This is a genomic window from Paenibacillus barengoltzii G22 (genome assembly GCF_000403375.2).
Taxonomy (GTDB): Bacteria; Bacillota; Bacilli; order Paenibacillales; family Paenibacillaceae; genus Fontibacillus; species Fontibacillus barengoltzii.
In genome coordinates this window covers 873,274-897,063 of record NZ_KE159652.1, presented here as the reverse complement: position 1 = coordinate 897,063, position 23,790 = coordinate 873,274, and the positions used below count along the sequence as shown (strand labels likewise).

At 51.8% G+C, this 23,790-nt stretch carries 24 protein-coding genes; 4 read left to right on the top strand and 20 right to left on the bottom strand.

Going from position 1 to position 23,790, the window contains the following annotated elements; all coding sequences use genetic code 11:
• Positions 1-137: 137 nt before the first annotated feature.
• A complete protein-coding gene (locus C812_RS04190; protein WP_016311442.1) occupies positions 138-1,511 on the bottom strand; it encodes a class I SAM-dependent rRNA methyltransferase in 1,374 nt (457 codons plus the stop codon).
• Positions 1,512-1,684: 173 nt separating this feature from the next.
• Between C812_RS04190 and C812_RS04185 the strand changes: the two genes are divergently transcribed.
• A complete protein-coding gene (locus C812_RS04185) occupies positions 1,685-2,710 on the top strand; it encodes a Na/Pi cotransporter family protein (protein ID WP_016311441.1) in 1,026 nt (341 codons plus the stop codon).
• Between the two features lie 71 nt (positions 2,711-2,781).
• Here C812_RS04185 and C812_RS04180 read toward each other — a convergent pair whose 3' ends face one another.
• The 8 genes from C812_RS04180 to C812_RS04145 all read right to left on the bottom strand — a co-directional run bounded on the left by C812_RS04180 (position 2,782) and on the right by C812_RS04145 (position 8,799).
• The gene (locus tag C812_RS04180) at positions 2,782-3,219 is read right to left on the bottom strand and encodes an NUDIX hydrolase (RefSeq protein WP_016311440.1); all 438 of its coding nucleotides are present in this window, start codon (positions 3,217-3,219) and stop codon (positions 2,782-2,784) included.
• 239 nt (positions 3,220-3,458) lie between these two features.
• Positions 3,459-4,802 carry a tRNA (N(6)-L-threonylcarbamoyladenosine(37)-C(2))-methylthiotransferase MtaB gene (mtaB, locus tag C812_RS04175; protein ID WP_016311439.1) on the bottom strand — a complete coding sequence of 448 codons (1,344 nt, stop codon included), beginning with the start codon at positions 4,800-4,802 and terminating at the stop codon, positions 3,459-3,461.
• A gap of 3 nt (positions 4,803-4,805) precedes the next feature.
• On the bottom strand, positions 4,806-5,570 hold the full coding sequence (locus C812_RS04170; RefSeq protein ID WP_016311438.1) for a 16S rRNA (uracil(1498)-N(3))-methyltransferase: 765 nt from the start codon (positions 5,568-5,570) through the stop codon (positions 4,806-4,808).
• Positions 5,571-5,659: 89 nt separating this feature from the next.
• Complete coding sequence (locus tag C812_RS04165; protein ID WP_016311437.1) at positions 5,660-6,343, bottom strand: site-2 protease family protein; 684 nt, start codon at positions 6,341-6,343, stop codon at positions 5,660-5,662.
• Positions 6,344-6,349: 6 nt separating this feature from the next.
• On the bottom strand, positions 6,350-7,318 hold the full coding sequence (prmA, locus tag C812_RS04160) for a 50S ribosomal protein L11 methyltransferase (protein ID WP_016311436.1): 969 nt from the start codon (positions 7,316-7,318) through the stop codon (positions 6,350-6,352).
• A gap of 207 nt (positions 7,319-7,525) precedes the next feature.
• Positions 7,526-7,999: an IS200/IS605 family transposase gene (tnpA, locus tag C812_RS04155; RefSeq protein ID WP_016311435.1), complete on the bottom strand. Its 474-nt coding sequence runs from the start codon at positions 7,997-7,999 to the stop codon at positions 7,526-7,528.
• A 186-nt stretch (positions 8,000-8,185) separates the two neighbouring features.
• Positions 8,186-8,365 (bottom strand): YfhD family protein, encoded by a 180-nt coding sequence (locus tag C812_RS04150; RefSeq protein ID WP_016311434.1) that lies wholly within the window; start codon positions 8,363-8,365, stop codon positions 8,186-8,188.
• A gap of 65 nt (positions 8,366-8,430) precedes the next feature.
• Positions 8,431-8,799, bottom strand: a complete 369-nt coding sequence (locus tag C812_RS04145; protein ID WP_016311433.1) for a hypothetical protein — start codon at positions 8,797-8,799, stop codon at positions 8,431-8,433.
• A gap of 218 nt (positions 8,800-9,017) precedes the next feature.
• On the opposite strand from C812_RS04145, the gene C812_RS04140 reads away from it, so the two are divergent.
• Both C812_RS04140 and C812_RS04135 read left to right on the top strand, forming a co-directional pair.
• Positions 9,018-9,452: a hypothetical protein gene (locus C812_RS04140; protein WP_016311432.1), complete on the top strand. Its 435-nt coding sequence runs from the start codon at positions 9,018-9,020 to the stop codon at positions 9,450-9,452.
• A gap of 3 nt (positions 9,453-9,455) precedes the next feature.
• Positions 9,456-9,740: a YxcD family protein gene (locus tag C812_RS04135; RefSeq protein ID WP_016311431.1), complete on the top strand. Its 285-nt coding sequence runs from the start codon at positions 9,456-9,458 to the stop codon at positions 9,738-9,740.
• A 70-nt stretch (positions 9,741-9,810) separates the two neighbouring features.
• On the opposite strand, the gene dnaJ is transcribed toward C812_RS04135, so the two are convergent.
• The 11 genes from dnaJ to gpr all read right to left on the bottom strand — a co-directional run bounded on the left by dnaJ (position 9,811) and on the right by gpr (position 23,236).
• Positions 9,811-10,929: a molecular chaperone DnaJ gene (gene dnaJ, locus C812_RS04130; protein WP_016311430.1), complete on the bottom strand. Its 1,119-nt coding sequence runs from the start codon at positions 10,927-10,929 to the stop codon at positions 9,811-9,813.
• A gap of 308 nt (positions 10,930-11,237) precedes the next feature.
• Entirely contained in the window at positions 11,238-13,073 is a 1,836-nt protein-coding gene (gene dnaK / locus C812_RS04125; protein ID WP_016311429.1) for a molecular chaperone DnaK, read from the bottom strand.
• A gap of 58 nt (positions 13,074-13,131) precedes the next feature.
• The gene (gene grpE / locus C812_RS04120) at positions 13,132-13,734 is read right to left on the bottom strand and encodes a nucleotide exchange factor GrpE (RefSeq protein ID WP_051134924.1); all 603 of its coding nucleotides are present in this window, start codon (positions 13,732-13,734) and stop codon (positions 13,132-13,134) included.
• Between the two features lie 103 nt (positions 13,735-13,837).
• A complete protein-coding gene (gene hrcA, locus C812_RS04115) occupies positions 13,838-14,866 on the bottom strand; it encodes a heat-inducible transcriptional repressor HrcA (RefSeq protein ID WP_016311427.1) in 1,029 nt (342 codons plus the stop codon).
• 107 nt (positions 14,867-14,973) lie between these two features.
• Positions 14,974-15,441 carry an N-acetyltransferase gene (locus tag C812_RS04110; protein WP_016311426.1) on the bottom strand — a complete coding sequence of 156 codons (468 nt, stop codon included), beginning with the start codon at positions 15,439-15,441 and terminating at the stop codon, positions 14,974-14,976.
• Positions 15,442-15,612: 171 nt separating this feature from the next.
• Positions 15,613-16,818, bottom strand: coding sequence for a radical SAM family heme chaperone HemW (gene hemW, locus C812_RS04105; protein ID WP_036624660.1), 1,206 nt, complete (start codon positions 16,816-16,818; stop codon positions 15,613-15,615).
• A 115-nt stretch (positions 16,819-16,933) separates the two neighbouring features.
• Positions 16,934-18,751, bottom strand: a complete 1,818-nt coding sequence (lepA, locus tag C812_RS04100; RefSeq protein WP_016311424.1) for a translation elongation factor 4 — start codon at positions 18,749-18,751, stop codon at positions 16,934-16,936.
• A 194-nt stretch (positions 18,752-18,945) separates the two neighbouring features.
• The gene (locus C812_RS04095) at positions 18,946-20,016 is read right to left on the bottom strand and encodes a LacI family DNA-binding transcriptional regulator (protein WP_016311423.1); all 1,071 of its coding nucleotides are present in this window, start codon (positions 20,014-20,016) and stop codon (positions 18,946-18,948) included.
• Between the two features lie 89 nt (positions 20,017-20,105).
• Complete coding sequence (locus C812_RS21470; protein ID WP_016311422.1) at positions 20,106-20,639, bottom strand: hypothetical protein; 534 nt, start codon at positions 20,637-20,639, stop codon at positions 20,106-20,108.
• A gap of 30 nt (positions 20,640-20,669) precedes the next feature.
• Positions 20,670-22,064: a stage II sporulation protein P gene (locus tag C812_RS04085; protein ID WP_016311421.1), complete on the bottom strand. Its 1,395-nt coding sequence runs from the start codon at positions 22,062-22,064 to the stop codon at positions 20,670-20,672.
• Between the two features lie 158 nt (positions 22,065-22,222).
• The gene (gene gpr / locus C812_RS04080; RefSeq protein ID WP_016311420.1) at positions 22,223-23,236 is read right to left on the bottom strand and encodes a GPR endopeptidase; all 1,014 of its coding nucleotides are present in this window, start codon (positions 23,234-23,236) and stop codon (positions 22,223-22,225) included.
• Between the two features lie 205 nt (positions 23,237-23,441).
• On the opposite strand from gpr, the gene rpsT reads away from it, so the two are divergent.
• A complete protein-coding gene (rpsT, locus tag C812_RS04075; RefSeq protein ID WP_016311419.1) occupies positions 23,442-23,714 on the top strand; it encodes a 30S ribosomal protein S20 in 273 nt (90 codons plus the stop codon).
• The last annotated feature ends 76 nt before the right edge of the window (positions 23,715-23,790 follow it).

The window sequence follows — 23,790 nt, the reverse complement described above, 5'->3', positions numbered from 1 at the left end:
CCCTCCTACGACGGACAATTCGTTAAGTTCCAGTATAGCATAAATACGATCAAACATTCGCATCTTCTTCCGTCACAAAAACAGCCTCGCACCGCGAAAGCTCGCGAAACGAGGCTGTAATTCAATTATATTCAATTTTATAACGCGTGTTTGCTGCGCACTTCGAAAATGGCAAATTTCAGGTAATGTCCTTCGTCCACCCCAAGAATTTGCGGGTGGTCCTTACCGGCTGCCCGCCATTCCACAAGACGCAGTACTTTGCCCGCATCCTCCGCTGCCTCAAGAATCGTCTCCAGGAACAGATCCGGACGCATATGGTAAGAGCAGCTGGCCGTGACCAAATAGCCGCCTTCATTTACCAGCTTCATGCCGTGCAGGTTAATGTCTTTATAGCCGCGAACGGCGCCTTTGACCGCCGCTTTCGTCTTGGCGAACGCCGGTGGATCGAGGATCACGACGTCCCACGTCCGCCCGCCGCCGGCGGTCAAAGGCACGGAAGTATCGACCTTAGCGTCCTGGGCAGCCCGCCGTGCCCGTTCCTCCAAGCCCTTTACCTGGCTGCGCAGATAGTCAAACGCATCAGCCACCACAAATTCGACGCGATCGGTGAACCCATTCAGTTCCACGTTCCGCTTCGCACTTTCTATCGCATGCTCGGAGATGTCAAGGCAAGTGACCTTTTTGGCTCCATATTTGCAAGCATGCAAGGTGAAGCTTCCGGTATGCGAGAAGCATTCCAGCACGGTAGCTCCATCCCAGTACGGGAAGGTGACTTCTTTACCGTTCCGGTTAACCGGTGCGAGACGCACACCGCCGTCTTCCGTGGGCAGCTCCTGCAGCGAAATGCCGCTGCGGCCACCCCAGCCGGTCATCAACGGCTTGATGGACGCCCGGTTTTCCCGCTGGTCGAAGAAATACCCGGTTTTTTGCCCCTGCTCGATATCCACCTCGATCTTAAGCCCGTTCTCTGAAACGATCACATGGCGCGGAGGCTGGCCAAAGATCGACCCTTTCACCTGCTCCAAGCCTTCCATTTCCCGGACACCGACATCACTGCGTTCATAGATGCCAACGGGGTGCATCACTTCGGACAACGCCTCTACGATCTGCTCCCGACAGCGGTCCATCCCCAGTGTAAGCAGTTGTACTACCAACACGTCACCAAATTTGTCCACAATCAGCCCCGGCAAAAAGTCGGCCTCTCCGTATACGAAACGGTAAGCGTCCTCCTTCACGAACCGTTCCCGATGCTTCAAGCATTCCTGAAACCTACGGACAAAAAAGGCCTTGTCCATCGTCTCCAACGGTGTATACGACACGATGCGGACAGTAATTTGTGAAGCCGGGTTGTAATACCCGGTGGCCAGATAACGGTTCCGGTGATCAACCACCTCAACCAAATCGCCCGGTTTCACCTCTCCTTCCAATCGTTCGATTTCATTTTTGAAGATCCAAGGATGTCCTTTTTCCACCCGTTTCTTGCGGCTGCGTTGCAATATGACCCTTGCCACTTAATCCTTCACTCCTCATTTTAAATATGACTCACGACGCCTAAAGCACCGCTGCGACCGGGACGGTTCGTCAGCCTGACTGGCATGGAAGTTGTCCGACCGTCATATATGTAACTTGTACGATTATCGCTTGTCTGCATTTGACAGATCATCCGGGGAGGGAGGTTGCCAGCATGTTTCATGAGATTTTGTTTCCTGTGACGTTTGGCTTCGCCCTGTTCCTGTTCGGCATGAAGGTCATGGAGGCGGCCCTGCACGCATGGGCAGGTCCACGACTGATTGGTGTTCTTCACCGGACGACGCGGACACCTTGGACCGGCCTTGTATCGAGCACCTTCATCACGGCCGTCTTACAGAGCAGCACCGCTGTAACCGTCATGACAATTGGCCTGGTTAACGCCCGCCTGTTGTCCTATGCACGGACGCTCGGCATTATTCTGGGAGGGAATATCGGAACCTGCCTGACCACAGAACTGCTTGCCCTTAATATAGCCAAGCTGGGAGTCCCCATGCTGATCGTTTCGTTCACGTTATGGGCCGCCGCCGTGCTGGCAGGCGAAATGTTGCCAAACTATATCCAACGCCGCATCCCCTGGTTGCTGCCCTTGCAGTATGCTGCCCTGGCTATCGCCGGCTTCAGCCTCGTTATGATCGCCATCCGTTTTATGCAGTCGATTGGTCCGGCGCTGGAAGAGCGCGGCGTGATCTCCTGGCTGCTGGAGCATGCCACCGGCAGCCTGTTGTGGGGCGCCTTTGCCGGCGCTATCCTGACGGCGATCATTCATAGCAGTGCTGCCGTCGTCGCCATGACGATGGGACTCGCCGCTAGTGGTGCCTTGCCGGTCGAATTTGGCATCGCCATGGTTATCGGCTCCAACGTAGGCACCTGTGTCACGGCGGTCATCGCCGCCATCAGCGGCACCCGAGCTGGCCGCTTCGTCGCATGGTCGCATGTAACGCTCAACGTATTGGGAGCAGTCTTGTTCTTGCCGCTAGTTCCGCTGCTGCAAGGGGCGGCAGCCTGGTTAACCAGCGATCTTTCAGCGCAAATCGCTCACACGCAGACGATTTTTAATGTGGTCTGCTCCTTGCTGGCGCTGCCGTTCTGCTATTTGCCAATCTGGTCCAAGCTGGACCCGCCTGAAGACCTGGATCATCACGCCGGCCCCCTCCTTCCGAATGCGAAGGCATCTAAATAGCCGCAAAAATGCAGTTATTTTCCCCGATATTCTCCATTCTCCTCAATATCGCAGAAAACAACTGCACCGTATTAGTTCTCCGGCTCGATCCCCAGCATTTGCAAGGCCTTCTCTAAGATGAAGTCGTTATTGTCATATCCCGCCTTGCGTTGCTGACGCCAAGCCTCCTGCGGCTCGTACCAGGACACGCTGCGGATCTCCTCAAGCTGAGGACGGAGGGCACCGCTTTGCCATTCTACCAGGTAATAATGGACTTCTTTATCCACGTAGCCGAGTTTGGGATGATGGTAAGTATATGCGATGATATCAATCAATTTATTGATCCGGCCCACAATGCCGGTTTCTTCCAAAATTTCGCGCAGCGCCGTTTGTTCCACGGTTTCGCCTGGTTCCCTCTTCCCTTTCGGAAACGATATCTTGCCATAACGATCGGTAATCAGTTGCACTTGCAGCCGTCCGTCTTGGATGCGATAAACGACGCCTCCAGCAGAGATTTCTTTGAATGGCATTCTGGCTGTACCTCCTTTATTTTACCCAAGCCTCCCAATGGACTGAGGCGCTTCTGTTCGCTGTTCCCTTGGGGAATACGCGTCTTCGGCGCTGGGCGGGAAATTGTTGACGCCCGTTGTTATTTGTTAATTACAGGCGCATCGCACTCATACTTCCAAATTACCCATATGTAACAACAAGGATTTCAACCCCAATCAGGGTGAAATCCTTGACCTATGCCCGATGGCGGGCGACCTTATTAAGCTAAGGCTTGAGTGGCATCGTCCAGAACTCGAACTAACTGTCCTTCGCAGGTGTTCGCATCCGCTTTGGTCAGCTTCACGCGGCAGATTTTGCCGGTCAAGTCCGGTGTGCCCGGGAAGCGAATTTGCAGGTAGTTGTCGCTGAAGCCCGTCACGAAGCCGTCTCCGGCAGTGCCCTTCTCATCCTTCTCTGGAATGACATCCAGCACCTGACCCACGAATTTCTCCGCATAAGCCAGCTGCATTTGCTCGGACAAGTCGATCAGTTCATGCACGCGAGCATGTTTCACTTCTTCGTCGACCTGGTCCTCCATCCGCGCTGCCGGCGTACCGCTCCGCTTGGAATACGGGAACACGTGCATTTCCGAGAAGCCGATGCGTTTGATCGCTTCGAAGCCTTCGCGGAACAGCTCGTCAGTTTCTCCAGGGAAGCCGACAATGATGTCAGTTGTAATCGCAACGTCCGGCATGAAATCGCGGATCATTTTGATTTTATGCTCGAATTCTTCGATCGTGTACTTTCTTCTCATCCGCTTCAGCACTTCATTGCTGCCTGCTTGCAGCGGAATATGAAAGTGACGGCACATCTTCGAGGAGTTCTTCAACACATCCAGCATCCGTTCATCGATCTGGCTTGCTTCAATCGAGCTGATCCGGATACGTCCCAGCCCTTCGACTTTATCCAAGTCCCACAGCAGATCGGACAAACGGTAGTTCTCCAAATCATCCCCATAGCCGCCCGTATGGATGCCAGTCAGAACAATTTCCTTATATCCTGCAGCGACCAGTTGACGCGCTTGCTGAATGACGCTTTGCGGGTCGCGGCTGCGCGACAAACCACGCGACCAAGGGATAATGCAGAAGGTGCAGAAGTTGTTGCAGCCCTCTTGGATTTTCAGAAAAGCGCGGGTATGATCGGCAAAGCTTGGTACGTCCAGCTCTTCGAACTCCCGAGTCTTCATAATGTTGCGCACAGCGTTAATCGGCTTACGTTGCTCTTGAAGCTGCTTCACGTAAGGGATAATTTTGTCCCGATCCTGTGTACCGATGACGAGATCTACGCCCGGAATATCCAAAATCTCCGCAGGTGATGTCTGCGCGTAGCAGCCAGTTACCGCAATGATCGCGTCGGGGTTACGGCGCACCGCCCGCCGAATAATCTGACGGCTCTTCTTGTCACCGGTATTCGTCACCGTACAAGTGTTAATCAAATAAACGTCGGCAGCTGATTCCTCGAAATCAACCTGTTCATAGCCTTCGTTTTTAAAGAGTTGCCAAATGGCTTCAGTATCATAGAAATTCACTTTACAGCCCAAGGTGTAAAAGGCGACAGTAGGCATCGCTCATTCCCCCCCCATTTCTCCGGATTCATACATGATGCAAGTCAGGGCGGCCATGGCAGCGGTCTCGGTACGCAAAATGCGCCGGCCTAAACCAACGGATACCGCTCCCGCAGCTTCGGCTTCCTCTACTTCCGCTTCGGTAAAGCCGCCTTCCGGTCCAACGACCACAGCGACTTTCACCGTTCTTTCAGGTGTCAACCCGATAACGAAAGGCTTCAGCACGTCTCGCAGCTGCCGGCCGTCCTCTTTTTCATAACATAAACATACCAAATCGTAGTTGTTCAGCTCTACAAGCAGCTTGTCCCATTTGACGGGAAGCTTAACCGTCGGAATTTTGCTGCGATGCGCTTGCTCGGCGGCTTCCTTGGCGATTTTCTGCCAGCGGGTGAGCCGCTTCTCCTCCTTCTTGCTGTCATACTGTACCACCGTACGCTCAGATAAAAAAGGAAGGAAAGAAGCCGCACCAATCTCCGTACACTTCTGAATGACGGTTTCCATTTTGTCGCCTTTGGGCAAGCTTTGGGCTACCGTCACTTGAAGCCACGGTTCGCCCGACGCCGCCAGCTCCTCTATAATAGCCGCGGTCACTTGCTGCGGCTCGATGATTGTAATCTCCGCGAGGACTTCCCGGGATATCCCGTCGCTCACGATCAGCTTATCGCCGGGTTTGGAACGCATCACCCTACCGATATGACGGGCATCTTCACCGGCAATCGTCACTTCCCGATCGCCAAATTGCGCGGGATCCACAAAATATCGCTGCATGCCATCATCCTCACCGTTCCATAAGGTCAAAAATCACCAAACTACATCATACAACTTTTGAACTCCTGTTTCCAGTCCTCTTCTCCGGCTTATACGCCAAACAAAGCTAGGAAAAGATGGGCAAACTGGTAATAGATCGTTTCGGCTGCATTATATAGCGGCATGATCGTATATTTCTGCATGCCCGGGAGGATCAGGATCACTAAGAAGATCAGCACCGACCACTGCTCATATTGCTGCAATTTGCCTAACATGCGGCGCGGCACCACATCCTCCAAAATTCGATAGCCGTCAAGCGGCGGTAAAGGAATCAGGTTAAATAAAAATAAGAAGAAGTTCATGACTGTAAATAGATTAAAGAAAATAAGAACGGCTTGAAATAACTTCTCGTTCGTAATTGCATCCAGCACGCCAAAACGGGCCAGCATCACGTAAATCAGCGTCCCCAGGACACCCAGCAGCAAGTTGCTGAGCGGTCCGGCAACCGATACGATCACACCCATCAGGCGCGGTTTGCTGAAATTGTCACGGTTCACCGGAACCGGCCGGGCCCAACCGAACCCGGCAAGCAGGAGCAGGATAATGCCCAATAGATCAAAATGAACTGCCGGGTTCAACGTCACGCGCCCCAGCAGTTTGGCCGTCGGGTCCCCGAATTTATTAGCAAAATAGGCATGCGAAAATTCATGCAGCGTAAAGGCGATCACCAGGGTGATCAAATAAAAGGGGAGCTGGTCCAACGGAACCCGCAATATTCGGTCTAGAAAATCCATATTGAATTACCTCTTTCTCGCCACAAAAGCGACCCAATCTTCTTCCCGGGCCGTCCGTTCCAGTTCGAAACCCGCGGCAATCAGCGCTTCTTGTACGGCTTGTTCTTTATTCTTATAAATTCCCGAGGCGATATAATAACCGCCAGGCGTCAATGCCTGATAGACATCCTCGATAAACAGCAAAATGATCTCTGCCAAAATGTTCGCCACGACCACCCGTACTGGCAGCTTGATCTCTACATTCGTGCTGCCCTCGCCTTTCAGAACGGATAACAGGTCGCTTTCCACGACTTGAATCCGGTCTTCCAAGCCATTCAGACGCGTGTTCTCCTTCGCACTAGATACGGCGACCGGATCCAGATCCAGCGCCAGCACTTTAGAGGCGCCAAGCCGACACGCTCCGATGGCGAGAATCCCTGAGCCCGTGCCGACATCAATCACTTCGTCCCCTTCTTGGATAATGCTCTCAAGTGTGCGTAGGCAAAGAGAGGTGGTAGGATGCGTACCTGTCCCAAACGCCATGCCAGGGTCCAGCTCAATAATTTGCTCATTCGGCGTAACCGGTACATATTCCTCCCACGTTGGTTTGATCGTCAGTCTCTCGGACACCCTTAGCGGCTTGAAATATTGCTTCCAATTGTTCGCCCAATCGTCCTCGCTGACATCCCGCACGGAGATCTCCGCCGCTCCAGGATCAATATCAAAGCTCTTCAGTTCCTCGATGCGTGCGCGAACTTCCGCAATCACTTCATCGATATCCAGCCCTTCTGGAAAATACCCGCTGATCTTCGCTTCTCCTTCAGGAATGTCGTTAGGCGGAATTTCAAACCATTGTCCCAGGGAGGTATCCCGAGGTTTATCGTTATCGACGTGCTCTTCAATGGTTACTCCGCCTGCGCCTGCCTCGTGCAGGAAGTTGGAAACCATCTCCACCGCTTCTTCCGTCGTATGTATAGTTAATTCTTTCCAGATCATCGTATGATTTCCTCCTTGACTTACATGCATAAGATTTATTGTACTATAGATTCAGGAACGTGACAAAATCATAACCACCCGTCCAACGGGTGGTTTGCTCTTGGGGTATAACCCCTTGTTGCCAAACTGCGCCTAAAGACGCTAGCCTGACAATAAAATTGTTCAGGCTCAGTGTTTTTGTCACTTTCACTTACCAGTTAAACTGGTTTACTTTTTCTTGCTACCGTTTCTGCTAAATGGATCTTCATACTCTTTGACGCTCAGTTTATCGATTGCCTGGTCATGTGCTTCCTGCTCGCGGATATACTTTGCGACAGTGGCCTCATTCAAGCCCACTGTGCTCACGTAGTATCCCTCCGCCCAAAATTTCCGATTTCCATATTTATACTTTAGGGTGGCATGCTTTTCGAATATCATTAGTGAGCTCTTTCCCTTCAGATACCCCATAAATGAGGATACTGAGATTTTGGGTGGTATCGCTACCAGCATGTGTACATGATCCGGCATCATGTGGCCTTCTATGATCTCCACTCCCTTGTATTTGCACAGACGCTTAAATATTTCGATCAAATCTCTCCTCACTTGATTATAGATCTCTTTCCGTCTATACTTCGGGGTGAACACGATATGGTATTTGCACATCCACTTCGTGTGAGCTAAACTATAGCTCTTGTTTGCCATCTAAGACCATTCCTTTCTTTTATTGAGCCTGAACATCTCAATTTTATGGGAATGGTCTAGTTGGTCAAACCTTCGTTCCTCCACCCGCATAGCGGGTGGTTTTTTGTTTCGCACGCTTCGCGAGCTCAACTGGCTAAAGCCATAACAAAACAGGGAACCTTTGGGTCCCCTGTAGGTGCTTACGACTTACAGCTTGTATTGCCCCTGCTGGCGTGCATCCGCCCGTTCGCTGCGCTCCAGTGCTTCCCAATCCTCTTGGTCAGCCATCTCTTCGGAAAACTCTACATCCGTATAGTGTCCGATCGGCAGATTTTTTCCTTTGGCAGAGATCCGTTTAGTTCGCCGATCCTCCTGACTTTGACTCATTTTGTGCTTCAGCTCCTTTCCATATACTCTCCAATTGGCATGATGAAATCATTCTTCTTTAAGGATTAAATCAAGCCGCCCGCCTCTTCAATGATGCGCAGCGCCCGATGGTGAATCGATTCGTCAACGACAGCGGTTAGTAAAATGTCATGGCCGGTCGGCCCACCTTGCCCCCCATGGCTAAGTCCACTGGCTGCCGGATCCGCTGCTGCCAATATCCCCGCCGAATGGTTCGTAATCGACGCATCTTGGGTGACCGCCGCCAGGCTGGAGATGCTTCCCGTCACGGGATTCATCGGATTATAGCCCTCGCCGGCATAACGGCTGAATCGATCTATCGATATATCTTCCACCCGCAGCGCACTTAATTTGCGGGCAACTCCTTCGGCCTGTTCCGGGCTTTTGAAATAGGCCAAAATGTTCTTTTCAGCCATCCTTCCTCCCTGCCTTTCGTTATAGGCTTCAATGAAGCTGCACGCGCACAGCCCATTATCCGGTAGGATGTAATTTTGGCCATGGCTTTATACAAATTTGTCCGATTCCCGACTTGGTATGATTCATTTAAATTTGAAACGTTTCCTTGGCTCGTCCGTATTACTCATTGGGGAAGCGAACATACTTTACTTACAATCATAGGAGGAGTTTATAGACGATGTTAAAAAAAATGATGCTTCTGATGATGGTCTTCACCGTCTTCTTCACCTTCACTGCCCCTGACTTTGCCGACGCAAGACGCGGCGGCGGATTCAAATCCGGCCCGCGGTCGTACAATCCAACCCCGAAGAAGCCGTCGCAAAGCGAATATCAGAATACGACGGGCAATCGGAATAAAACCCAAGCAGGAACTCCGACGACAAACCGCGGATTCTTCAGCGGCGGCAGCTTTATGCGCGGCATGATGATCGGCGGTCTTGCAGGTTTGCTGTTCGGCGGCATATTTAGCAGTATGGGCTTCTTCGGCAATCTGCTCGGATTAGCTGTGAATCTGTTAGCGATCTATGTAATTGTTGTTGCAGTTGCGGCCCTGTACCGCCGATTCAAAAAACAGCCGCGCCACGACGATTATCGTAATGGAGGCCGTTATTAAGCCATGATCCTCGGGATGGACGAAATCATTAACGCGATTTGCCTGCATACCGCTGAACGGAGAGGCGTCCGCCCCACCGATGTGACGGTTGAGCTCAGCTGGGATGAAGATACTGGCTATACCGGTGAAGTATGGGTTGGCGGCCGCAGCTGGTACATCGTTGAATCGAACATCATGGAAGCGATCATGGTGTACGTACATCGGGAATACGGCATGCGGGTCTTTCGGGAAGATATCCGGCTGATGCTGGAGGATGAAATTTTAGCGGAAATCCAAACGGCAGGTTAATATTCAATACCAAAAAAAGCGCGAACTAGGGAGTTACTTCTCCTTAGCTCGCGCTTTTATGTTGGAGCGATTAGTCTCCACGAAACGCCCGTTTCATTCGGTCAAAAAACGACTGCTCATGCTCATGCGTATGCTCGCCGTCCAACGCAGCAAATTGACGCAGCAGCTCCTTCTGCTCATCACTGAGCTTGCTTGGCGTCACGACAACCACTTTCACATGCTGGTCGCCTTGGCCGATTCCGCGCAGGCGCGGCACCCCTTTTCCTTTCAAGCGGAAATAGGTTCCGGTCTGCGTGCCTGCTGGAATTTTCAGCTTCACTTTCTCCGTCAACGTAGGAATTTCAATCTCATCGCCCAATGCAGCTTGGGCAAACGTCAACGGAACTTCGCAATAGATATCATCGCCTTCACGGTCGAAGAAATCATGCGGTTTGACGCGGATTACGATGTACAAATCGCCAGCTGGGCCGCCGCGCAACCCGCCTTCACCTTCACCGGACATCCGCAGTTGCGCTCCGTCGTCAACCCCTGCTGGAATGCGCACATGAATTTTACGCTGTTTCTTTACCTTGCCGCTGCCGGCGCAAGTCGGACATTTCTCCTTGATAATTTGCCCTCTGCCGCCGCAATTCGTACAAGTACGCCGGTTCACCATACGGCCAAATGGTGTATTTTGAACGACTTCCTGCTGACCGGTGCCGTGACACACCGAACAGGTCACCGGTTTAGTACCAGGTTTGGCTCCAGTCCCAAAGCAGGTGTCGCAGTTTTCCGTACGCGGAATGGTGATGTCCGTTTCTTTCCCGAACACCGCTTCCTTAAATTCGATCGTCATCGTGTATTGCAAATCATTACCGCGCTGCGGCGCATTCGGATCACGCCGGCTGCCGCCGCCGAAGAACATATCGAAAATATCCCCGAAGCCGCCAAAATCCGCGCCAGAGAAGCCGCCGCCCATGCCCTGATTCGGATCGATATGGCCATACTGGTCATAACGCGACCGTTTTGCAGGATCACTTAAGACGTCATAGGCTTCCTTGACTTCTTTAAACTTCGCTTCCGCATCCGCCGCTTTATTGACGTCCGGGTGATATTGCCGGGCCAGCTTGCGGTACGCTTTTTTGATTTCGTCTTCGGACGCATTTTTACTGAGGCCCAGCACCTCGTAGTAATCGCGCTTCTCTGCCATCCTTCCACCCCCATCGGTCAACTTTTCATCACGAAGTAACCCAAGAAGCTGATTCGACATCGAATCTTGAATTCAGCTGGGCCTTCCGTTGCTCACGTACCCTCATGTACGCTCCGCTACTCAGTCCCAGCTTCATCCAACCTTCTCGGTGCTTAAAACCTGACATATCTTTTCATCACGAAGTAACCTATTTAATATCCCTTATCAGCAAAAGGAAAGTCAAAGCGCGGTAGCAGCCCGCACTTTGACCTTCCCGGTTGCCAAAGTCTATTCACCAGACTCAAACTGCTCTGTGAGCCATCTTAGCTTTATTTCTTATCTTCGTCAACCACTTCGTAGTCAGCGTCAACGACATTCTCGCGGTTCTGGCTGCCGGAAGCTTCAGCGTTGTCTTGCGCGCCTGCTGCTTGCGAAGCTTGCTCATACAGCTTCACGGACAACTGCTGAACAACCTCGGTCAATTTCTCCGATGCCGCTTTGATTTGCTCCAGATTGTCGCTTTCCAGCACTTTCTTCAGCTCTTCTTTCGCAGCGTTTGCTTTCTCAACTTCAGCAGCGTCAACTTTGTCGCCCAGATCCTTCAACGTTTTGTCAACGGTGTAGATCAGTTGGTCAGCATTGTTTTTCGCTTCAACCAGCTCTTTGCGTTTTTTATCTTCTTCCGCATGCAGCTCGGCGTCCTTCATCATCCGTTCGATTTCTTCGTCGCTCAAGCCGCTGGAGGAAGTAATCGTAATTTTTTGGCTCTTACCGGTCCCTTTATCGGTTGCCGATACGTTAACGATCCCGTTCGCGTCAATGTCGAAGGTAACTTCGATTTGCGGTACGCCGCGTGGTGCTGGTGGAATATCGCCCAAGATAAAGCGGCCCAGCGTTTTGTTGCCGGCTGCCATTTCCCGTTCCCCTTGCAGGACGTGGATTTCTACGCTTGGCTGATTGTCGGCAAAGGTCGAGAAGATTTGCGACTTGCTCGTCGGAATCGTTGTATTCCGTTCGATCATCTTTGTGAATACGCCGCCAGCCGTTTCGATCCCCAGCGACAGCGGAGTAACGTCAAGCAGGACTACGTCTTTGACATCGCCAGTCAATACGCCAGCTTGCACCGCAGCGCCAAGCGCAACGACTTCGTCCGGGTTGACGCCTTTATGCGGCTCTTTGCCCGTCAGTTTCTTGATGGCTTCTTGTACGGCAGGAATCCGTGTAGAACCACCAACAAGCACGACTTTGTCGATGTCGGCTGGAGTCAAACCAGCATCGCTCAAAGCCCGGCGAGTTGGTCCAAGGGTGCGTTCAACGAGATCCGCAGTCAACTCTTCGAATTTCGCGCGGGTCAGGTTCACTTCAAGGTGTTGCGGCACGCCGTCAACAACCGTGATGAATGGCAGAGAAATCGTCGTCGTCAACACGCCGGACAGTTCTTTTTTCGCTTTTTCTGCAGCATCTTTCAAACGTTGTACCGCTGCTTTGTCCTTGCTCAAGTCAACGCCTTGGTCCTTCTTGAACTCGGCTACGAGGTAGTCGATGATCTTCTGGTCGAAGTCGTCGCCGCCCAGATGGTTGTCCCCGCTGGTCGCTTTAACTTCGAAGAAGCCATCGCCCAGTTCGAGGATCGATACGTCAAAGGTACCGCCGCCCAGGTCATATACAAGAATCGTTTGATCTTCAGCTTTCTCCAAACCGTAAGCCAGTGCAGCAGCCGTTGGTTCGTTGACGATCCGCAGCACTTCCAAACCAGCGATTTTCCCGGCATCCTTCGTCGCTTGACGTTGGCTGTCGTTAAAATAAGCCGGAACCGTGATTACCGCTTGGGTGACCGGTTGTCCCAAATACGCTTCTGCGTCAGCTTTCAGCTTCTGCAAAATGATAGCGGAAATTTCTTGCGGCGTATATTCTTTGCCATCGATCACTTCTTTGTGGTTCGTCCCCATATGACGTTTGATCGAAATGATTGTCCGATCCGGATTGGTGATCGCTTGACGTTTCGCCGTTTCACCGACGATCCGTTCGCCGTCTTTCTTAAAACCTACGACGGAAGGGGTTGTGCGCGCTCCTTCCGGGTTAGGAATGACGACCGCTTCGCCGCCCTCCATTACCGCAACGCAGGAGTTAGTTGTACCAAGGTCAATACCGATTACTTTGCTCATTACGTTATGTCCTCCTTAATAGGTTGAATCGTCTTTGGGATTCGTGGTTAGCTGCTGGTTAGCCGCTGACTTTGACCATCGCCGGACGCAGCACCTTATCTTTCAGCATATAGCCTTTCTGCACAACTTCCACGACGATGCCCTCTTCATGCTCCTCGGATTCCACCTGCATAATCGCCTGATGGAATTCAGGATTAAACGGCTGGCCCTCCACTTCCATCGCAGTAAGGCCTTCCGACTTCAGCACGCCTTCCAGTTGGCGGAAGATCATTTCCACCCCTTTGATATAGGAGGCGGCATCCGAGATATCCCCGGTTGTGTTTAGTGCCCGTTCAAAGTTGTCGATCACCGGAAGCAACTCGGTAATCAGCTTGGCGGATGCGTACTTGCCCAGTTCTTCCTTTTCCTTCACCGTACGGCGCCGGAAGTTATCGAAATCCGCCTGAGCACGCAGCAAGCGTTGCTGATATTCCTCGTTCTCCGCACGCAGCTTCTCCAGCTCAGCAGTCACATCCGCGTTATTTGCTTCGTTGACGGCTTCAGTTGCACCCTCTGCACCGGCAGCGTTCTGAGTATCCTGCGGTTCTTGAGACGTTACTTCATCTTGCCTCTCATCGGGTTCAGGGGTGTTTTGCAAGTCCTCTTTCACGTTATCGTTCATATTCATTTCTTCCTCTACAGTGTGATTGTTGTCCTGAATCGGCTGTGATTCCTTCAAGATGCTCACCTCCTTAACATGCAGCTAGACTCGTAGATCATGCATGTTATTGCATCCGGCTCAGGAAATGGCTTAAATCCTTCGATAAAATTTCCAAAATCCGGATCACCCGGGCATATTCCATCCGTGTAGGTCCCAAAATGCCGATCGTACCAACCGCTTCACCCTCGACTTGATAGGTTGCCGTGATGAGGCTGCAGTTGGCGAAGGCTTCATGCCCATTTTCGGTGCCAATACGCACTTGAATGCCAGACCCGGATGCGGAAGAGATCATTTTCGTTAAGGTTGGAGTCTCTTCTAGGACATCAAGAATCCCTTTGACCTTCTCGACATCGCGGAATTCCGGTTGCGTCAACATGTTCGTCGCTCCACTCAGGAAGAGGCGTTGTCCCTCTGTGCCTGGGTCAAGCGCTTGATCCAATACCTTCATTAGATCTTCAAAATGCTCAATATGCCGCTGCATCTCTTGTGCAATTTCATTATACAAGGCAGTCTTGAGCTTATAGATCGGCACCCCAGCAAGCTTGCGGTTCAACAAGTTGACCACCCGTTCCATTTCGGATACGGATACGCCCGGCGGAATCACGACGGTCTTGTTCTCCACTTGTCCTGTGTTCGTCACGACGATCGCCACCGCCTTCGTTTCGTTTAGCGGCAATAGCTGGAAGTGACGCAAAGACGTATGAAAAACTTCCGGCCCCAACAGGATGGAAGTGTAATTGGTCATTTGGGAAAGAATGGTCCCGGCATGTTGAATCACTTGTTCAGTTTCGTTTAATTTTTCTGCGAAAAATGCTTTTAACGTCGTAACTTCTTCATTCGAAAGTAAGTTCAACGGCGTTAGGTGATCCACATAGTAACGGTAGCCCTTATGAGAAGGAATCCGCCCCGCTGACGTATGCGGCTGCTCCAAAAAACCGAGCTCCTCCAAGTCGGCCATTTCGTTCCGGATTGTTGCCGGACTGTACCCGACATCCCCCCGTTTCGAAATGCTTCGGGATCCCACAGGCTCCGCCGAGCGAATATAGTCATCAACAATAGCGGTCAATATCATTCTTTGGCGTTCCGTCAACATGGCAATCCCTCCCGGATTAACTCGATTTTTCCGAATCGTTAGCACTCAATGTCATAGAGTGCTAATCGCTAATACAAAAATACCAAACCGACCTGACGATTGTCAAGTCAGTCCAGTATCTTAAGAACGGCGATTTCATCGCAGCAATGCTGCTTTGCACAATTGACGCAGTCGGTCCAAACTTTCTCCGGAAAGATCTCTTTCTCTACAACTGCAAACCCATTTTTAAGGAAGAAGGAAACCTCATAGGTGAGGGCCATTACTTTAGGGATCGCTTGTCTCCGGGCCTCTTCCACCAGCTGCTCCACCAGCATGGAACCAAGTCCCTTTCCCTTATGGCCCTCGGCGATCCCAAGGGAACGGATTTCAACAAGTTCCTCCCCCAGCTTGCACAGCGAACCACAGCCGACGACTTCACCATCCACTTCCGCCACGACGAAATCCTGGATCTGACGCTCCAGTACCTTCCGTGAACGCGGCAGCATAATGCCACGCCGGGCATACCCCTCAATGATGTTATATAATGGCTCGACGTCCGCTAAATTCGCCTGTCTGCAAACGGCTACCGCTGGCATGCTGACTTCCCCCTCGTTCACAAATAATATGAATAAATATACAATATACGGTATAAAACTTCAAGAGAAATGTTTCATGGTTATGTCATCTTCCCAAGATATTCCGCGGAATGCAAAAAAGCAGCTTTGCACTTCAAATCAAGAAGCGCAAGCTGCTTATCAGTTCATTCTTTATTCGGTTAAAACGCCGATAAATTCGGCAAACACTTCGTTTCCGAACAGCACGCCTTGCTTGCTGAGCCGATAGCCTTCCCCGTCGCTATGAGGCTCCAGCAGACCAGCGCTTAACATCTTCGTAAGCTGTCGGTTAAATACGTCATCCAGATCTTCGCCAAATTGGCCTCGGAAATCCGCTTTACGAATGCCGTCCAGCATCCGAAGTCCAACCATCACGAAGTCCTCCATTGCCTCTTCCCGGGACACGCCGAATTGCTCCAAACGAGGCAGTCCTGTCTTCGTTGCTTCCACATAAGGGTTCACACCCTTAATGTTCACGTGACGCGTGCGGCCGACATACCCGTGAGCACCGGCACCCAACCCGTAGTAATCCTCGTTCTTCCAATACGTGATGTTGTGCCGGCTGGCGAAACCGGGTTTGGCAAAATTACTAATCTCGTATTGCTTGTACCCGGCTTTGTCCATTCGTTCCATTAATAGCAGGTACATATTCAGCTCTTCTTCCTCGCTAGGAAGCGGCAGCTGGTTCTTGTGGTACAGCGTATGGAACAACGTGTTCTCCTCAACCTTCAGGCTGTAGATCGAATAATGCGGTAGCCCAAGCTCCAATGCCCGTGAGACACTATAGTCCAGCATCTCAACCGTTTGGTTAGGCAGGCCAAACATCAAATCGATGGACAGATTATCTAGGCCAACAGCTCTAGCATTCTCCAGGCTCCGGTAGACATCGTCAGTGTTATGGATCCGCCCGATACCGCTAAGCAGCTCATTTTGGAACGCCTGGACGCCGAAGCTGACTCGGTTAACTCCGCCGTCTTTCATAACGGTCAGCTTGTCTCGGTCTGTCGTGCCCGGGTTTGCCTCCATCGTAAATTCGATATCACTCGCCCAATGTGGAAAATGACGTCTAACCGATGCCAAGAAGAACTCCATCTCCTGCGGAGTCAGCACGGTAGGCGTCCCGCCGCCCACAAAGATGCTGCGGATTTCACCTGGCGGGGTTTGCTGGACCGTCAGCTCCATCTCCCGATCCAAGGCGCGCAGATAGTCCATTACCGGTTGATCTTTCAATACGTAAGAGTTGAAATCACAATAGAAGCACTTGTTCGTGCAAAATGGGATATGAATATATACCGCATGCGGTGCGCCGGATGGTCCGGATGAGGCTGCGCCGCCTGCCGCAAGGTTTGAGATCGGCATTCCCTGCCCCGGATGCTTCATTGTTTGGTCCATGGTCATGCCCTCCTCCAAGTTTCTCTTAAATAATAGTAGAAAGGAAAGCCCGACGGCTTTCCTTCGTCAACTAACCTGCTTCTTAATTGTCGTCGATCTTCAGCACCGCCATGAACGCTTCCTGCGGCACCTCGACGCTGCCGACCTGCTTCATCCGCTTCTTGCCTTCCTTTTGCTTCTCCAGCAATTTCCGCTTCCGCGAGATGTCGCCGCCGTAGCATTTGGCGAGGACGTTCTTGCGCATCGCCTTTACGGTTTCGCGGGCGATGACCTTCGTTCCGATCGAAGCCTGAATCGGCACCTCGAACATTTGGCGCGGAATCAGCTCGCGCAGCTTCTCGCAGATAATCCGGCCGCGATGGTACGCACGGTCACGGTGCACGATAAAGGACAAGGCGTCCACCTGCTCTCCGTTCAGCAAGATATCCATCTTCACGAGATTGGATCTGCGGTAACCGGACAGCTCGTAGTCAAACGAAGCATAGCCTTTGGTGCTCGATTTTAACTGATCAAAGAAATCGTACACGATCTCCGACAACGGAACCTGGTACGTAATCGTAACACGCGTCGTATCAAGGTACTCCATATTCACGAACTCGCCGCGTTTGCTTTGGCACAGCTCCATCACGGTACCGACATAATCGTTAGGCACGATGATGGAGGCTTTGACGTAAGGCTCCTCAACGTAGTCGATTTTGCCGACTTCCGGATAGTTCGACGGGTTGTCGATGGAAATCGTCTCACCGTTCGTCAGCGTTACATTGTAGATAACGCTTGGTGCCGTTGTAATCAGCGGAATGTTAAATTCCCGTTCAATCCGCTCCTGGATGACGTCCATGTGCAGCAATCCCAAGAAGCCGCAGCGGAAGCCAAAACCCAGCGCGCTGGAAGTTTCCGGTTCGAAGCTTAGCGAAGCGTCGTTCAGCTGCAGCTTCTCCAGCGCTTCACGCAGGTCATTGTAATCCGACGTTTCAATCGGGTACAAGCCGCAGTACACCATCGGATTGATCTTCCGATAACCCGGCAGCGGCTCTGGTGTCGGATTCTTCGCATCCGTCACGGTATCCCCGACACGGGTATCGCCAACCGTCTTGATCCCGGCCACGATAAAGCCAACATCGCCGACATTAAGCTCGTCCACAATCGTCATCCGCGGTTTGAACGCGCCGACCTCGATGACTTCAAACGTTTTGTCCGTCGCCATCATTTTTATTTTAGAACCGGCTTTGATCTTGCCGTCAATGACGCGCACATAAACGATAACGCCCTTGTATGGGTCATAGTGGGAGTCGAAGATGAGCGCCTTCAGCGGTTTATCCGGATCTCCCGTCGGTGCTGGCACCTTCTGAACGACCTGTTCCAAAATTTCCTTAATCCCAATTCCAGCCTTGGCCGAAGCATGCACCGCTTCACTGGCATCCAAGCCGATGACATCTTCAATCTCCTGTTTCACCCGATCAGGATCTGCGCTCGGCAAGTCAATTTTGTTGATGACCGGCAAAATCTCCAGGTTGTTATCCAGCGCAAGATACACGTTAGCCAATGTCTGTGCTTCAATTCCCTGAGCGGCATCCACCACTAGCAAAGCGCCTTCACAAGCCGCCAAGCTGCGGGAAACCTCGTAGGTGAAGTCGACGTGCCCTGGAGTATCGATGAGGTTCAGTATATACTCCTCACCGTCGTCGGCGCGGTAGCTCAGACGAACGGCTTGAAGCTTGATCGTAATTCCGCGCTCCCGTTCCAAGTCCATCTGGTCAAGAACCTGATCCTGCATTTCCCGGGAGCTTAGCGCCCCGGTATACTCCAAAATCCGGTCAGCCAAAGTCGATTTGCCATGGTCTATATGTGCAATAATACAGAAATTGCGAATTTTCGCTTGTCTAGCCTTGATATCTGTCATCCTTACCCCCACCACAAATCATCGAAGTAATGCAATCAATTTATTATAGCAGTTGCCGGGGCAAGCAGCAATCACGGAGAGCGATTTAACGTTGACAGGTTCAAAATCTCCAGAAAAATGTTCCTATATATTTAATGAAGAAGCGAGTTGCCATGAGATGATCTCTGACAGCTCGCTTGTTTAAATGGACTTCCTTATTCGACCTTCCGACGTGGCTCTGCAGTGGAATCCCGATATACCGCCTCGACAGAGATCATGATCTTCTCCCGCGGTGCATCCAGTTGGGCCAGTCGTTCCAGCAGCTTCCTCACCGCCCGTTGACCAAGGCTCTCCTTCGGAACGTTAATGGTGGTCATGGCCGGCGTTTGCCGAGCTGCATCGTCAATATTGTCAAACCCGCTGACCGCGACATCTCCAGGCACGTGAAGGCCAATCTCACCCAGGACAGAGCAGGCATGCATGGCGATGGAGTCATTCGCGCACACCAGTGCGGTTGGGAGCTCTCCAGTTGCTTGTTGCCGCTCCAGCCACTCGCGCAGCATGTTGCCGTAAGCCCCAGTGTCAACGCCTTCCAGCTCCAGCATGGGATCTCCCAGGGACTGCGGGGTCAAGCCGTTCTCCTCCAAGGCGCTGCGGTAACCTATCCAGCGGTCTCGAAAGCTGCGGGAAAACGTTAAACTGCCTAAGAAGTGCAGCTTTCGATGCCCCAGGCCAATCAGATGGTTAGTCAAACGGGCCATCCCATCGACGTTATTTGCGAACACCGTGTCGCTTGGAATCAACGGATCCTCGTGATCGACCAACACAATCGGCAGTCCAATCCGGTGTACCTCCAGCAGGAATGGGGTGGCGATCTGCCCCACCCCGATCATCCCCAGAATCCCATCAGGATTTAGGACGCTCATGAAGTTGTCGCCGCGAGGATCGGATACGATAATCATCCCCAGCTCCAGCGCCTCCAGCTCCCGGGAGATCCCTTCCAGCAGCCTGCCCCAATACAGCGATTCCTTGTTCTGAAACCGGATATTTGGCATCAGTACCAGCACCGATTGCTTGCCGGCTAGTGCCGGCAGCGCAGTTCCGGACGGAATGATGTTCTTCATATAGCCGTTCTTCTGATTAAAATAACCAAGCTGGGAAGCGGCCTGGATGACCCGCTCCCGGGTCTGCTCGCTGACCCCTCCCTTGCCGGATAAAGCTTTGGAGACAACGAATTTCGAAACGCCGAGATGGTCGGCGATTTGCTGCATCGTAACTTTTTTCAAACTCTAACCTCCGAAATAACGTATAACGAACGGTCCATAACAAGATAACAACAGTATAACAAACTCGTCATTCGTTATAAATCGTTATTTCATTCGCCGGGACCAAACCAGGAGGCGACCCAATGAATGCTCTTTTGCGACGCTTGCTGCAGCAGGTGAGCTGCTTTGTCAGCAAATCGATCGATAGCTGGCGGCGAGGGCGGCGGCATCAGCAGGTCAGCTGGCGTCTGCAGCGCCTGACCGCTCCCCGTCGTATTTGACCCATCGGTCCCGGAGGGGGCGGTTCCATTGCCAGAAACCTGGGGATACCCTCCTGTCGTTCCCTGCGTCACAATATTGCCTTGATCGGTGGTCCAAGTGGGGGTGGAGCCGGCGGTCCAACCGTTGTTGTATTGCTGCAATTGCTGTTGCAACTGCTGTATTTGCTGTTGTAATTGCTGGTGTGATTGCTGCGATTGCGGATAGGTCATGGATTGCCCGTTCATGACCGCAGTCGTCCCTCCGGTTTGGAATCCGGAGCCCAGGATCGAGCTGGTGCCACTTTCGGCAAGCTGCATTCCCAGCGTGACCCCAGTCGCCAGCAATAGACCGTATACTAATGTTTTTCGCAGCATTTTTGCCATGTCCATCCCCCATTGCTTCGTTGTCTCAAATCAAGATTTCTTGTTTGTGGTATCCGAAGACTTATTGGAACTGCCCGCACCTTTGTTCGCAGTGCCTGTGGACTTGTTGGTACTCTTTGCGTTGCCGTTGGCGACGCCGTTCGTACTGCTCTTCGACAGCTTGCCTGCCTTCTCCGCGTCCTGACTTTCCCAATACAGATCAGCCAAAATTCCAGCCAGCACTTTGGCGGTACGCTCCAGTTCTTCCTGGCTGTTGTCGATGCCGCCGATTTCGATCAGCACGCTGTTCGGCGACAGCGATTGGTTATATTCCCCGTTGCCTTGGGAAGATGTCTTGCCCCAGATGCCTCTAGATATCCCGGGATACGCCTTCTCCAACCGTTCATGAATGGAGCTTGCGAATTTCTCATTCTCACGCCAATTCTTGTTCCCATGTCCGATAATGAAATAGACCTGGGCATAATTCACGCCATTGATGGTCGTCGTTGTTTTGTCGTGGCGCTGCGAGTCGCGGTGAATATCGATAAAATATTGCAGCTGACCGTTTTCGGCCATCGCTTGTTTGACCGTCTCTCGGGAATATTTATATGAGTAGTTATAGTTGTAATTGCTCACCTTGGCCGCATAATTTTCGAACTTGTGTAACGCTGCGACCCCTCTGCGCTCCAGCTCTTTCGCTAAGGCTTCTCCAACTAAGCCTACGTTCTTCTTATCCTCCGCCGAGCTCGGATTATCTACATTTGTACCAAGCACGGGATTAAAAGATTCTTGCGGATGGGAATGATAGATCATCACGATATTTTTGTTGCCCGGCTTGATGGAAGGCTCCTCTTGATCCCCGGTCGAGCCGTCCGTCTTCCCCGGTTCCTCTGCTGGCGGCTGTGCTGTGTCCGAGTCGTTGCCTTCCTGCCCGGGATCCGCGTTACTTCCGTCATCGGGGACATCCGGTTCCGGGTGGTCCGGCGCACTTCCATCCGCTCCTGCGCCCGGTCGATAGTCTTCCGGAGCTTGGGCCGTCCCGTTGCCGGATCCGGTGCGTAGCAGGATTGGACTGTCAGCCCCTAACCCCGGGACTTCCCGCGCAACCAAGCTCTTCGGATCGGACGGATTCACGTCCGTTAATAGCTGAAAGACGAAGTTCGTCACCTGCTTCCCGGAAATCGCCGGGGTCTGCTTCTCGCTAGCCACATGCGGTAGCTCCATACCAACCATATCCATGAAGAATCCGCTCGACAGCGAGGCAGCCAGTCCTTTCATCGAGGAGACAGGGGAGGTGTTCAGCTGTTTCTCAGCAATCCCCAGCACCCCGAGCATGACGAAGAAGATTACCGACATGACCGATAGCAGCAAAAAGGTGCGTCCCATCGCCAACACATGAAGCAGATTCCTTCTTATTTTTCCTAGATTCCAAGCCTTGAATTTCATATGCATGTCCTCCTCCAGCCGCTTTCAAACTATATTCCAAATCTATGAACCTAGTTGAACGACTAGAACCTCAAATTCTCACACAAAAAAAGAAATCCGCTAGATTCGCGGATTTCCTTGAGATTTTCGGAGAAGGAGCTAGAAGGGGCGTGCGATTGTTAATGCGTGTAGGACGCCACGTTATCCGGCGTAACTGCCTCATGCAGCGAAATATTAAGTCCGCTAGCAATCACGTTAGCTACGTCCTCGATGAATTCATCAATCTCCTTCGGCGTGACGATCAGATCATGGCCAAGTGGTTCAAGCACCTCTTTGACGAGACCCAGACGCTCGTTTTCATTCAAGTCGTTCAGCATGCCCATGATTTGCTTCGTCGGAGCGTTCCCGTCGTCGCTCTCCTGATTAAAATGATTTTTCATCAGATCCAATACATTATTGACGATCGTCGATGCGTAGCACACCGTTGGAACGCCGATAGCGATACAAGGCACGCCTAAAATTTCCTTCGTTAACCCTCGGCGCTTATTGCCGATTCCTGAACCGGGATGGATGCCGATATCGGCGATCTGAATCGTCGTATTCACCCGCTCCAAGGAGCGCGAAGCGAGCGCATCGATGGCGATGATCAGATCCGGTTTCGTTCGTTCCACGATCCCTTGCACCACTTCGCTGGATTCAATGCCGGTAATACCAAGCACCCCGGGGGCAATCGCACTGACCTCGCGGTAACCTGGCGCAACCTGGTCCGGCGTCAGCTCGAAGTAATGCCGAGTAACCATCACATTCTCCACCACAATCGGTCCCAGCGCATCCGGTGTGACGTTCCAGTTACCGAGGCCGACGATCAACGTCTTAGCCTCCGGGCCAACCCCGATTTTATTTAAAAATGCGGTAAACTCCTTGGCGAACACCGCAGCCACCTTCTCTTGCAGCTCGGTATCTTGATTGCGAAGACCGGGAACCTCCAGCGTTACATAATGCCCCTGAATTCGTCCAATTTGCCGCGAGGCTGCCTCATTGGTCACATCCAAACGGGTAACCTTGATCCCGTCCTGTTCCTCGACCTGCTCATTGAGCCCGGGGACCGGGCCGCCATGGATCGTCTCCGCAATTTCCTTCGATTCAACGGCCAAGTCAGTGCGTACGGAATATTCCCGCAAGTCCAAGTTCATGCCATAAGACCTCCATTTCCTCTGATTGCCTTTATTGTGCGGGAGAGGGAATGGGTTTATACATCCCTTCTGCAAGGCTAAAAAACTTGCGCGAAATCAAGAGATTCGGTATGATGAATTTATTGCTTTTTGGTATCTTGCGTGATAAAATATTTTAAGTTGTGAATCATCTGGGTTGATATATGCTTTACAGGAGGTGAATGCAATGCCTAACATTAAATCCGCAATCAAACGCGTAAAAACGAGCGACAAACGCCGCGCGTTGAACGCTTCGCAAAAATCCGCCCTGCGTACAGCTGTGAAAACAGTTGACACTGCTCTGGCGAACAACGAAGTTGAAGCAGCTAAAGCTGCTTTCGTGGCTGCTACCAAAAAATTGGACAAAGCCGTTACTAAAGGTCTGATCCATAAGAACGCAGCTGCCCGTAAGAAATCCCGCTTGGCTAAAAAATTAAACGAACTTACGTCCCAAGCGTAAGACTCGTTAAATGATACGAAGCTCAAAAAGACCTGAACGATTTCGTTCAGGTCTTTTTGGTTGTTGTTTGGGCCGA

What these genes read in the sequence shown, in the direction of transcription:
- C812_RS04145 (WP_016311433.1), bottom strand. Translation starts at nt 8,799, where the DNA reads ATGGCTGAAAAGAACATTTTGGCCTATTTCAAAAGCCCGGAACAGGCC.
- C812_RS04140 (WP_016311432.1), top strand. Translation starts at nt 9,018, where the DNA reads ATGTTAAAAAAAATGATGCTTCTGATGATGGTCTTCACCGTCTTCTTC.
- tnpA (WP_016311435.1), bottom strand. Translation starts at nt 7,999, where the DNA reads ATGGCAAACAAGAGCTATAGTTTAGCTCACACGAAGTGGATGTGCAAA.
- C812_RS04185 (WP_016311441.1), top strand. Translation starts at nt 1,685, where the DNA reads ATGTTTCATGAGATTTTGTTTCCTGTGACGTTTGGCTTCGCCCTGTTC.
- hemW (WP_036624660.1), bottom strand. Translation starts at nt 16,818, where the DNA reads ATGCCGATCTCAAACCTTGCGGCAGGCGGCGCAGCCTCATCCGGACCA.
- C812_RS04180 (WP_016311440.1), bottom strand. Translation starts at nt 3,219, where the DNA reads ATGCCATTCAAAGAAATCTCTGCTGGAGGCGTCGTTTATCGCATCCAA.
- dnaJ (WP_016311430.1), bottom strand. Translation starts at nt 10,929, where the DNA reads ATGGCAGAGAAGCGCGATTACTACGAGGTGCTGGGCCTCAGTAAAAAT.
- C812_RS04150 (WP_016311434.1), bottom strand. Translation starts at nt 8,365, where the DNA reads ATGAGTCAAAGTCAGGAGGATCGGCGAACTAAACGGATCTCTGCCAAA.
- C812_RS04165 (WP_016311437.1), bottom strand. Translation starts at nt 6,343, where the DNA reads ATGGATTTTCTAGACCGAATATTGCGGGTTCCGTTGGACCAGCTCCCC.
- rpsT (WP_016311419.1), top strand. Translation starts at nt 23,442, where the DNA reads ATGCCTAACATTAAATCCGCAATCAAACGCGTAAAAACGAGCGACAAA.
- C812_RS04110 (WP_016311426.1), bottom strand. Translation starts at nt 15,441, where the DNA reads ATGCCAGCGGTAGCCGTTTGCAGACAGGCGAATTTAGCGGACGTCGAG.
- hrcA (WP_016311427.1), bottom strand. Translation starts at nt 14,866, where the DNA reads ATGTTGACGGAACGCCAAAGAATGATATTGACCGCTATTGTTGATGAC.
- C812_RS04170 (WP_016311438.1), bottom strand. Translation starts at nt 5,570, where the DNA reads ATGCAGCGATATTTTGTGGATCCCGCGCAATTTGGCGATCGGGAAGTG.
- grpE (WP_051134924.1), bottom strand. Translation starts at nt 13,734, where the DNA reads ATGAACGATAACGTGAAAGAGGACTTGCAAAACACCCCTGAACCCGAT.
- C812_RS21470 (WP_016311422.1), bottom strand. Translation starts at nt 20,639, where the DNA reads ATGGCAAAAATGCTGCGAAAAACATTAGTATACGGTCTATTGCTGGCG.
- C812_RS04085 (WP_016311421.1), bottom strand. Translation starts at nt 22,064, where the DNA reads ATGAAATTCAAGGCTTGGAATCTAGGAAAAATAAGAAGGAATCTGCTT.
- gpr (WP_016311420.1), bottom strand. Translation starts at nt 23,236, where the DNA reads ATGAACTTGGACTTGCGGGAATATTCCGTACGCACTGACTTGGCCGTT.
- C812_RS04135 (WP_016311431.1), top strand. Translation starts at nt 9,456, where the DNA reads ATGATCCTCGGGATGGACGAAATCATTAACGCGATTTGCCTGCATACC.
- lepA (WP_016311424.1), bottom strand. Translation starts at nt 18,751, where the DNA reads ATGACAGATATCAAGGCTAGACAAGCGAAAATTCGCAATTTCTGTATT.
- prmA (WP_016311436.1), bottom strand. Translation starts at nt 7,318, where the DNA reads ATGATCTGGAAAGAATTAACTATACATACGACGGAAGAAGCGGTGGAG.
- dnaK (WP_016311429.1), bottom strand. Translation starts at nt 13,073, where the DNA reads ATGAGCAAAGTAATCGGTATTGACCTTGGTACAACTAACTCCTGCGTT.
- mtaB (WP_016311439.1), bottom strand. Translation starts at nt 4,802, where the DNA reads ATGCCTACTGTCGCCTTTTACACCTTGGGCTGTAAAGTGAATTTCTAT.